At 75.9% G+C, this 11,133-nt stretch carries 5 protein-coding genes; all 5 read right to left on the bottom strand.

What is annotated here, in order from left to right; translation table 11 throughout:
- Nucleotides 1-9: 9 nt before the first annotated feature.
- Nucleotides 10-795, bottom strand: a complete 786-nt coding sequence (locus HYE82_RS27865; protein WP_179176929.1) for a Tat pathway signal sequence domain protein — start codon at nt 793-795, stop codon at nt 10-12.
- A 102-nt stretch (nt 796-897) separates the two neighbouring features.
- On the bottom strand, nt 898-2,499 hold the full coding sequence (locus HYE82_RS27860; RefSeq protein WP_179176928.1) for an MFS transporter: 1,602 nt from the start codon (nt 2,497-2,499) through the stop codon (nt 898-900).
- On the bottom strand, nt 2,496-3,512 hold the full coding sequence (locus HYE82_RS27855) for an ornithine carbamoyltransferase (protein ID WP_179176927.1): 1,017 nt from the start codon (nt 3,510-3,512) through the stop codon (nt 2,496-2,498). The genes HYE82_RS27860 and HYE82_RS27855 overlap by 4 nt, the downstream gene beginning before the upstream one ends.
- A gap of 3 nt (nt 3,513-3,515) precedes the next feature.
- Nucleotides 3,516-10,079 carry a non-ribosomal peptide synthetase gene (locus HYE82_RS27850; RefSeq protein ID WP_179176926.1) on the bottom strand — a complete coding sequence of 2,188 codons (6,564 nt, stop codon included), beginning with the start codon at nt 10,077-10,079 and terminating at the stop codon, nt 3,516-3,518.
- Nucleotides 10,076-11,133: non-ribosomal peptide synthetase (locus HYE82_RS27845; protein WP_179176925.1), on the bottom strand; the 1,058-nt coding region annotated here is incomplete at its 5' end. The genes HYE82_RS27845 and HYE82_RS27850, both read right to left, overlap by 4 nt.

The raw sequence follows: 11,133 nt of genomic DNA, 5'->3' as shown, positions 1-11,133 counted from the left end.
GGGCGGGGCCTACTTGCCCATGTCGACCGGGTACGGCCAGACGTCGAAGGCCTGGTTCATGCGCTCGTTGGAGCGGCACAGCCACTTGGCGGTGACCTGGCGGACCACGTGCTTGGAGATGTGCTTGTTGTCGTTGCGGTCGGTCACCGGCTGGGCGATGGACTGGATTTCCCAGGCGGCGCCGACGAGGCGGTTGATGTGCGCCCAGAACTGCCGGTCGATGCCGAGGAGCTGGAAGGACTGCAGGTACGGGTGCCAGCGGTGGTAGGCGTGCGTCGCCGACGGCGGCGTGTAGTTCATCATGTGGACCTTGTTGCCGGCCGGGCGGCGCGGGTCGAAGAGGGTGCCCTGGCCGAACTCCTGGAAGGCGAAGACCAGTCCCTTCGGGTCGCGGCCGTACCACTTGTCGTACACGGCCCGCTGGGCGCGGGAGAGCAGCTCGAACTCGGCGCGGCGGGGCTCGATGAGCTCCATCCAGCTGCGCGGGTAGCGGCCGCCCTGGCGGGTCGCGGCCCAGGCGTCGTACGACTTCGTGAACCCGCCGAACGGGGCGGTGATCGCGCCGACCGCGGCCTTCAGCTCCTCGGTCGGGTTGTAGTAGGACATTTCGTCGTAGTCGTACCAGAACTCGTTGGCCCAGCGGTCGCCGACCATGCCCTCCACCGGGGGGAGCTTGGGGCGGCGGCCGTGGGCGGCGGCGGGGACGGCCCCCACGAGGGTGACGGCGGCGGCGGCTCCGGCGGCGCCGAGCGCGGTGCGCAGGACGGTCCTGCGGTCCGGGGAGTTGAGCGGCATGGTCGTTCTCCTTGGGAGGGGGCCGACGCGAAGTGCGACGGTGCGGTGAGGTGAACTCTCCCGTGGCGCGCTATGAGTGCTCTATACGCGCGAAACCCCAGCTCAGGGGCGGTTGACGGGGGTGTTTTCAGCGGCCCCGGAGGCCGGCTCCGCGGCGGCCCCCGAGAGCTCCGCGGGAGGCTCGTCGAGCGGGTTGCGGCGCAGGGCGGGCGAGAGCAGCGCCACGAGTGCGGTCAGGCCCATGGCGGCGCTCAGGCCGAGCACGGTACGGGTGGGCCCGAAGACCTCCAGGGCGAAGCCGGCGGCGACGGGCCCGGCCGCCATGGCGCCGGAACCGACCAGCATCGCGAGGGAGTTGGCCCTCCCCCGCATCCGGTCCGGGGCGACGCGGACGAGGAAGACCCCGCCGGCGACGTTGAAGACGCCGCCGACGTACCCGCTGGCGGCGAACAGGGCGCCGAGGGCGGCCGGTTCGCGCAGGAACGCGACGGGCACCATCAGCGCGGTCCAGGCGAGCAGCCCGCCGAGGACGAGGGCGCGGAGCCGGAAGCGGCGGGTCCACCAGCCGCCGGAGAGGGCGCCGACGAGCCCGCCGGCGCCGCTGAGGGACAGCACGAGGCCGATCTCGAACTGGGAGCCGCGGTTCTCCTGGATGCCGGTCATCACGGCCAGGTTGAGGCCCTGGAAGAGGACGTTGGAGACGGCCACGGCGGCCATGACCGCCCGCAGGAAGCGCTGGCGCCACATCCAGGCCAGGCCCTCCCGTACCTCGGCGAGGAGGTCGGGGCGGGGCCCGGTGCGGGCGGTCTGGAGCTTGCCGCGTACGCCGAACAGCAGCGCCGTGGAGGCGAGTTGGGCGGCCAGTGCGGCGAGGTAGGGGAAGGCGGCGCCGAGGGCGACGAGGCCGCTGCCGAGGGGTTGGCCGGCGATGGCCGCGCCACGGGTGCGGGCCTCGTTGCCGGTGAGGGCGGCGGGCAGCTGCTCCGCGGGCACCACCGCCGGGACGGCGGCCCGCTCGGCGAGCTGGTGCAGCACCCCGAGGGTGCCCTCCGTGAAGGCGGCGGCGAGCAGGGCCCACAGCCAGACGTGTCCGCTGAGCAGCAGGGCGGCCACGGCACCTGCGACGAGCGCCTGGCCGAGACCGGCGCCGAGCATGATCCGGCGGCGGTCCCACCGGTCGACGAGCGCACCGCCGGGCAGCTGGACGAGCAGCTGCGGCAGCAGCAGGGCGGTACCGACCAGCCCGGCGTCACCGGGCGAGCCGGTGATCCACAGCACGGTCAACGGGTAGGCGACGGCCGTGGCCCGCCCGGCCAGCAGCGACAGCCCGGCCCCGCCCCACAGCAGCCCGAAGTCCCGGTTCCGCCGCAGCGGCACCACCTCGGCGCCGGCGGCCTCGGCCTCTGCCTCGACCTCGGCCGGAACCGGGGCCGCCGGTCCGGGGACCGCCACGGCCGCCGGTTCCGGCACCGCGACGGCTGCGGGGTCGGGGGCCGCCACGAGCGCCTTGTCCGGGGCCGGGGCCGGGGCCGACCCCGTGGCCGAGCCCGAGCCCGGGGCCGGGACAGGAGCCGAGCCCGGGGCCGGGACCGAAGCCGGAGCCGGAGCCGAGCCCGGGGCCGGGGCCGGGGCCGCCGGGGCCGGGTCGGACAGGAGCCAGGGGAGGGCGGCCGGGTCCGTGGCGGCCTTCGGCGGCGGGGTCACCGGGCGGTCCGGCCGGCGGCGTGCTCCAGGACCGCCATCGCGCTGTGCATCTTGTTCGTCGCCTGGGCGAAGGCGATGCTCTGCGGGCCGTCCAGGACCTCGGCCGTGACCTCCTCGCCGCGGTGCGCGGGCAGGTCGTGCATGAACACCGCCCGCGAGCCGCCGTCCCACAGCCGGGCGGTGACCTGGAAGGGGGCGAAGACCTCCCGCCAGTCCGGGTCCGGCTTGGACGTGCCCGTGGTCTGCCAGCGGGTGGTGTACACGACGTCGTACTCCGCCGGCAGCGCGTCCATGTCGTGCCGCTCCCGCAGCACCGCCCCGTACTGCTCGGCCTGTGCCCGCGCCCGGGCCGCCACCTGCGCCGGCAGCCCGTACCCGGGTGGGGTGCGCAGCTCCAGGTGCACGGAGGGGAACCGGGTCAGGGCCAGGGCCAGGGCGGCCGCGGTGTTGTTTCCCTCGCCGACGTACAGGATCCGCAGGCCCTCGATGCGGCCGAAGTGCCGCAGCAGGGTGGTGAGGTCGGTGAGGGCCTGCGTCGGGTGCTCCTCGGCGCTCATCGCGTTGACGACGGCCATCCGGTCCTGGGCGGCCCAGCCGCGCAGCTCGGCCTCCGGTCCGGCGGTGCGGGCGACGAGCACGTCCAGCATCCCGGAGAGCACCCGTCCGGTGTCCTCGGTGGTCTCGCCGGTGTTGAGCTGGAGGTCGCCGGGACCGTACGCGATGATCCGCGCACCGAGCCGCAGCGCTCCCGAGGAGAAGGCGGTGCGGGTGCGGGTGGAGGTCTTGGCGAAGTAGATCCCGGCGACCAGGCCTTCGAGCGCGTCCGAGCGGCCGGCGGTGCCGGCCGAGAACTCGGCGCCGCGCCGGACGATGCGGCGCAGTTCGCCGTCGGTGAGGTCGTCGACGGAGACGAGGTGGCGGGCGGTGCGCTGCCCGTCCCGGGTGCCCGGGGTGTGCAGGGTGCCCGGGGTGCCCGGGGTGTCGAGCGTGTCGAGGGTGTCGAGGGTGTCCATCGGTCAGCCCTTCCGGGGGTGGTCTTCGAGTGCGGCGGCGGTCTGCGCGACGGTGTGGTGGCGCAGCGCGGTGGCGAGGTCGAGCGTGAGTCCGTGCCGGCGGGCGGCGACCAGCAGCGGGGCCACGAGCAGCGAGTCGCCGCCGAGGTCGCGGAAGTCGTCGTGGACGCCGACCCGTTCGAGGCCGAGGACCTCGGACCAGACCTCGGCGAGCACCTTCTCCAGGTCGGTGCGCGGCGCGGTGTACGGCAGCGGGGTCGCGGTGGCCTCGCGGGAGGCGAGGGCGGCCTCGTCCCGCTTGCCGTTGCCCGTCAGCGGGAGCCGGTCGACGACGGTGACGGTGGCGGGGACGACCGCGGCGGGCAGGACGGCCCGCAGCCGGTCGCGCAGCTCCCGGACCGTCACGGCCTGCCCGTCGGCCGGCACCACCCAGGCGGCGAGCCGCTTGCCGCCGTCGGCCGCGTCCACGGCCGCGACCAGCGCTTCGCGGACGGCCGGGTCGGCGGCCAGGGCCGCCTCCGCCTCGCCCGGTTCCACGCGGTGGCCCCGGATCTTGACCTGCTCGTCGGCGCGGCCGGTGAATTCGAGGATGCCGCCGGGCAGCAGCCGGGCGAGGTCGCCGGTGCGGTAGATGCGGGTGCCGGGGAGCCCGTACGGGTCGGGGAGGAACGATTCCGCGGTCAGGGCGGGCTGCCCGGCGTAGCCGCGGGCGAGTCCCTCGCCGCCGAGCCAGACCTCGCCGGTGGTCCCGTCGGGCACCGGCCGGAGCCGGTCGTCGAGGAGGCGCAGCAGCACCCCGGGCAGGTTCGAGCCGAGCGGGACCAGCCTGCGCCCGGTCCGCGGCCGTACGTGCCCGAAGGTGGCGGCGACGGTCGCCTCGGTCGGCCCGTACTCGGCGCCGAGCTGCATGTGCCCGCCGGCCGCGGCGATCCGGGCGGCGACCCGCTCGGCCTGCGCGGTGGGGTAGGCGTCGCCGGCGCAGACGGCGATCCCGGCGATCCCGCCGAGTTCGGAGTCGGTCAGCTGCGCCTCCAGCAGTTGGAGGTGGCCGGGGGTCAGCCCGATGAAGGCGTACGGGGCCCCGGCCATCAGCAGCGGTCCGAACTCCTCGGGCTGCAGGTCCTGCGGCAGCAGGTGCACGGCCCGGCCGGTGGTCAGAGGGGCGTACAGGGCGGGCAGGCCCAGGTCGAAGCCGACCGAGGTGAACCAGGGGGCGCCGCCGGGGCGGCCCTCCGCGTAGGCCCGGACCGCCCAGTCGAGGTAGTGGGCCAGCGACCGGTGGCTGATCTCGACGCCCTTGGGGGTGCCGGTGGAGCCGGAGGTGTGCAGGACGTAGGCGAGCCGGTCGGGGTCGAGGGGCAGCGGCAGGTGCGGCAGCGCCGCCGGGTCCCCGGCGCCGTCCACGGAACTTCCGGTGGTGCCCTCGTGGGAGACGTCCTCGACGGCCAGGACCTGCTCCTCGGGCAGGATCCCGGCGAACCGGCCGGCGTACGGGCCCTGCGTCACGGCGAGGTCGAAGCCGGGCAGGGCGAGCCGGGAGTCGGGTGTGCACGGGTCGACGGGCAGCTGGGCCGCGCCGGCCTTCCACACGCCGAGCAGGGCCGCGACTAGCTCCGGACCGCGGTCGAGGAGGACCGCGACGCGGGTTTCGGGGCCGGCGCCGAGGGCCCGCAGCCGCCGGGCGATGTGGCCGGCCCGGGCGTCGAGTTCGGCGTACGAGACGCCGTCGGCGGGCGCGCCGGCGCCGGTGAGGGCGGTGGCCCAGGGGGTACGGGCGGCCTGCGCCTCGAAGGCGGCGAGGACGTCGACGGGGGTGTCGGGGTGCGGCAGGGCGGGCGCCATGAGCCGGGCGCGCTCCTGCACGGTGGGGAAGGCGCCGGTGGCGTCGCCGTCGGCGCCGGTGCGGGCCATGTCGGCGAGGACGGCCCGGTAGAGGCCGGCGAGCCGCTCGGCGTGTTCCCGGGACAGGGTGCGGGTGCGGGAGGCGAGGGACAGGTGGCCCCGGACGGGGGTGCCGACGACGAGCGGGAACTCGTTGGGGCTGTCGTCGCGGCTGGCCATGATGTCGATGAGCTCCGTGTCGACCTGGTGGAAGTCCAGGTAGTGGAAGAGCACGTCGATGAGGTGGCTCTCGCCGCCGGGCAGCCGCATGGCGGGCATCGGGTAGCGGCGGTGCGGCCACAGCCCGACCTCGCGGGCGAAGACCTCCCGGGCGAGTTCGCCCCAGGTCGCGGCGCCGGTGCGGTAGGGGAACGGGACCGAGTTGAGGTACATGCCGGAGACCCGTTCGGCGCCGGCCTCCTCGGGGCGGGCGTCGGCGACCATGCCGCCGCGGAAGGCCCGCGCGCGGGTCAGCAGGGAGAGGACCTTGCTGTGGGCTGCGTGCAGGACGCTCTTGTACGGGACCTCGGCGGCGGAGGCGAGGGCGCGCAGGCCCGGTTCCACCCGGTCGAGGGGGATGTCGATGCGGTAGCGCTCGTCCGGCCCGTCGGGGTCGCCGGCCCAGCCCGTCGGGACGGTGAACTTCTCGTGGCCGTCGACGAGGGCGCGCCAGTGGTCGCGGTCCTCGGCGGAGGCGAGGGAGCGCAGCTCCCCGGCGATGAAGTCGGCGTAGCGGACGGCGGGGACCGGCGGGGCCGGGTCGGGTTCGCCGCCGGCCCGCAGGGCTCGGTAGGCGCGCAGCAGCTCCATCAGCTGGGAGTGGTAGCTCCAGCCCTCGATGACCGGGTGGCATTCGGTGATGGAGAGCCACCAGCTCTCGTCGTCGACGAGGTGGACGGCCATCCGCATCAGCGGGGCGGCGGTCAGGTCGAACAGTTCGGCGCGGTCCCGGTCGGCGAACGCCCACATGGCGTCCTCGCGCTCCTCGCGGGGCAGGTGGCGCAGGTCCTCGAAGAGGCAGGGCATGGAGACGGTGCCGACGGCGTGGACCAGCTGGAGCGGCTCGCTGTGGCCGGAGAGGGCGAAGGAGGTCCGCATCACCTCGTGGCGTTCCACGATGAGGTCGGCGGCCTTCTTGAACAGGCCGGGGTCGAAGGGGAGTTCGTCGCGGATCCGGAAGGAGGTGATGTTGTGGTAGCGGTTCTCGCCGCTGCCGCCGTGCATCTCGACGAGCATGCCCGCTTGGATGCGGGAGACCGGGTAGGCGTCGGTGACGTCGCCGGGCAAGGTGCGCCGGTCGTCCTCGCCGATCAGGGCGAAGGGTGCGACGGGGCCGTCGGCCCGCTCGGCGGAGCCGTCCCCGGCCTGGTCGGCGAGGGCGGCGCGCAGCCGGGCGACGGTGCGGTGCTCGAAGACGTCGCGGACGCTGGTCTCCCAGCCTGCCTGGCGCAGGGCGCCGACGAGGGAGACGGCGCGGATGGAGTCGCCGCCGAGGTCGAAGTAGTTGTCGTGGACGCCGACCTGCTCCAGGCCGAGGACCTCGGCCCAGACGGCGGCGATGGCGGCCTCCGCGGCGTCGCGGGCCTCGACGTGCTCGCCGACGGCGGTGGCCTCGCGGCCGGGGGCGGGCAGGGCGCGCCGGTCCAGCTTGCCGTTGGCGGTGAGCGGGAGGGCGGGCAGCCGCAGGTAGGCGGAGGGGATCAGGTAGGCGGGCAGGGTCGCGGCGAGGCGGTCCTTGAGGGCGGCCGGGGCGAGGTCCTGGTCCTCGGCGCCGGGGGCGGGGACGAGGTAGGCGACGAGCTGCTTGTCGCCGGGGCTGTCCTCGCGGACGAGGGCGACGGCCTCGGCGACGCCGGGGTGGGCGGTGAGGGCGGCCTCGATCTCGCCGGGCTCGATGCGGTAGCCGCGGAGTTTGACCTGGTGGTCGGTGCGGGCGACGAAGTCGAGGTTGCCGTCGGGCAGGACGCGGGCGATGTCGCCGGTGCGGTAGATGCGGGAGCCGGGGGCGCCGTACGGGTCGGGCAGGAAGCGTTCGGCGGTCAGGTCGGGGCGGCCGGCGTAGCCGCGGGCCAGGCCGGTGCCGCCGATCCACACCTCGCCGGGGACGCCGACGGGCAGCGGGCGCAGCTGCTCGTCGAGGACGTACATGGTGGTGTTCGGGATGGCGCGGCCGATGGGGACGAGTTCGGTGGTGACGGGTCCGCGGGCGGCGCCGTCGGCGGGCAGGAAGTACGCGGAGTTGCCGACGGTGATCTCGGTGGGGCCGTACTCGGCGGCGAGGCGGGTGCCGTCGGGGCCGGCGGCGGCGGCCCAGCGTTCGGCGAGGCGGTGGGTGAAGGAGTCGCCGGCGGCGATGACGAGCCCGGCGAGGCCGCGGATCTGCTCGGGGGTGAGCTGCCGGGAGAGCAGGTCGAGGTGGCCGGGGGTGAGCTTGACGAAGGCGTACGGGCCGCCTTCGGCGAGCAGGGCGCCCAGGTCGGCGGTGTCGAGGTCCTGCGGCAGCAGGTGGACGGCCTGCCCGGTCATGAGCGGGGCGTACAGGTCGGGGACGCCGAGGTCGAAGGCGACGGAGGAGAACAGCGGGGCGCCGCCGGTGCCGGCCGAGGCGTAGGCGCCGGCGGTCCAGGCGAGGTAGTTGGCGAGGCCGCGGTGGCCGATGAGGACGCCCTTGGGCCGGCCGGTGGAGCCGGAGGTGTAGATGACGTAGGCCAGCTGGTCGAGGTCGTACGCGGCGGGCAGCGGGGCCTCGGCCGTGGCGAGGGCGGTGCGCTCGGCCGGGTCGTCCACGACGACGGCACCGACGGACGCAGCACCGTCCGAGAACCGGCCTGCGTGCCGGGCCTGGGTGACGACGAGGCGGGTGCCCGTGTCGCCGAGCATGTAGCCGATGCGCTCGTCGGGGTAGCCGGGGTCGATCGGCAGGTACGCGGCTCCCGCGCGCCAGATGCCCAGCAGGGCGGCGACCAGCTCGGGGCCGCGGTCGAGGAGGACGCCGACGGTGTCGTCGGGGCGGGTGCCGAGCTCGGCGAGGCGGCGGGCGAAACGGTCGGCGAGGCGGCCGAGTTCGGCGTACGTGGTGGTGCCGCCCGGGTGGCGGACGGCGACCGCGTCGGGGGTGGCGGCGATCTGCGCGGCGATGGCCTCCACGACGCTCGGCGGGGTGCCGTGGACGGGGGCGCCGACCGGCTCGGCGGGGCCGTCGAGGAGCAGGGAGCGTTCGGCGGCGCCGAGGAAGTCCAGGGCGGACAGCGGGTCGCCGGGCCGCTCGGCGACGGCGGCGAGCAGGGCGGTGTAGTGGCCGGTGATCCGCTCGGCGGTGGCCGCGTCGAACAGGTCGGTGGCGTACTCCAGGCTGCCGTGGAGGGAGCCGTCGGCGCGTTCGGCGAGGTGCAGGGTGAGGTCGAAGCGGGCGATGCGGCCGGTGGCGGGGACCGGGCTCACGTCGAGGCCGGTCAGGTCGGGGGTGTCGGAGCCCTCGCCGGAGGCCAGGTCGAACATGACCTGGAAGAGGGGGGTGGTGGACAGGTCGCGGGCGGGCTCCAGTTCGTCGGCGATCCGGTCGAAGGGGGTGTCCTGGTGGTCGAAGGCGTCCAGGACGGTGGTGCGCACGCCGCGCAGCAGCTCCCGGAAGGCGGGGTCGCCCTGCCAGCGGCTGCGCAGCACGAGGCTGTTGTAGGCGTAGCCGGCCATCTGCCGCAGCTCGGGGCGGGTGCGGCCGGAGACGGCGGTGCCGACGGCGATGTCCTGTTTGCCGGTGTAGCGGCCCAGCAGGGCCTGGTAGGCGCCGAGGAGGACCATGAAGAGGGTGGCGCCCTCCTGTTCGGCGAGGGCGCGCAGGCCGGCGGCGGTGCGGGCGGGGACGTCGAACCCGGCGACGTCGCCGCCCCGGCCGCGGACGGCGGGCCGCGGCCGGTCGGTGGGCAGGCCGAGCGGGCCGGTGCCGGCGAGCTGCCCGCGCCACCAGTCGAGGGCGGTGTCCGCGGCGGGGCCGCTCTGGCGGGCGTTCAGCCAGGCCGCGTAGTCGGCGTACTGGACGGGCGGCTCGGGCAGGACGCCGTCGAGGGGGCCGGTGACGGCGCCCGCGGCGCGGTGGCAGGCGGCGAGGTCGGCGAGGAGCAGGGGCCGGGTCAGGGCGTCGCAGGCGATGTGGTGCAGGACGACGACGAGGACGTGGTCGTCGGCGGCGAGCCGCAGCAGGCGGACGCGCAGCGGGGCCTCGGCGGCCAGGTCGAACACCTCGGCGGCGCGGTCGCGGGCGAAGCCGGCCGCGGCGGCGTCCCGTCCGGCGGCGTCGAGGCCGGCGGACTCGGTGACGGCGTAGTCGACGGGGCCGGGGGCGTCGATGACCTGGCGGGGCTCGGTCCCGTCGAGGACGTAGCGGGTGCGCAGGATCTCGTGCCGGGCGGCGAGCGCGTCGAAGGAGCGGCGCAGGGCGCTCTCGTCGAGGGTGCCGCGCAGCCGGTACGCGAGCGGCAGCAGGTATTCCGGGCTGTCGGGGTCGAGCTGGTGGAGGAACCACAGCTGGCGCTGGCCGGCGGAGAGGGCGAGCGGCGCGCTGCGGTCGGCGCGCGGGATGGCGGTGCGGGGGGCGGTGCGGCCGCCGGTGCGGCCCGCGCGTCCGGCGAGCCGTCTGCGCAGCAGTTCCGCCCGCAGTTCTTCCTGCGTGGGTGCGGTGGGTGCGGTCACGGCTGGTACTCCCTGTGGGCGATGGCCAGTTCGGTGTGGTCGAGGGATTCGATCTCGGCGCGGACGGCGTCCTCGACCGCGGCGGCGAGGAGGGCGACGGTGGGGTTCTCGAAGACGGCGCGCAGCGGCATCTCCACGTCGAACTCCTCCTGGATCCGGGCGATGACGCGGGCGGCGAGGACGGAGTTCCCGCCGATCCGGAAGAAGCCCTGGTGGGCGCCGATCCGCCGGTCTCCGCGCGAACCGTCCGGGGCGCGCGAACCGTCCGGGGCGTCCGGGGCGTCCGGCCGGTCTCCGGCCAGGACCTCGGCCCAGATGCCGGCGACGATCTCCTCGACCGGTCCCTCGGGCGCGGTGTACGGCTCGTCGGCGAGGGCCGAGGCGAGGTCGGGGGCGGGCAGGGCCCGTACGTCGACCTTGTTGTGGCGGGTGAGCGGGATCGCGGGGACCGGGACGAGCAGGGCGGGGAGCATGTGGTCCGGGAGCCTGCGGGCGCAGTGGTCGAGGAGTTCGCAGTCCCCGGGGACGCGTCCCTCGCGCGGGACCCAGTAGGCGATCAGGGCGGCGGCGGGGCCGGTGCCGTGCACGACGACGGCGCAGTGGGCGACGTCGGGGTGCTCGGCGAGGACGCCCTGCACCTCGCCGGTCTCCACGCGGCGGCCGCGGATCTTGGCCTGGCCGTCGGCGCGGCCGGCGAACACCAGGGTTCCGTCGGGCAGCATCCGGGCGCGGTCGCCGGTGCGGTAGAGGCGGGCGCCGGGGGCGCCGTACGGGTCGGGTACGAAGGCGGCGGCGGTCAGGTCGGGGCGGCCGTGGTAGCCGCGGGCCAGGCCGGTGCCGCCGACGCAGAGTTCGCCGGTGACCCCGTACGGCACGGGCTGGAGGTGGGCGTCGAGGACCCGGGCGGTGACGTGCGGGTAGGCGCGGCCGACGGGGACGGTGGCGGCGGTGTCGTGGGCGTCCCAGCGGGTGGCGGCGATGGTGGTCTCGGTGAGCCCGTACTCGTTGACGAACCGCAGCAGCCGGCGGGACAGCTCCCGGGCCAGGGCGGGCG

Source organism: Streptomyces sp. BR123 (assembly GCF_013401435.1).
GTDB lineage: Bacteria > Actinomycetota > Actinomycetes > Streptomycetales > Streptomycetaceae > Streptomyces.
Note: the sequence above shows the minus strand (reverse complement) of the source record. Positions and strands in the feature narration are given on the sequence as shown.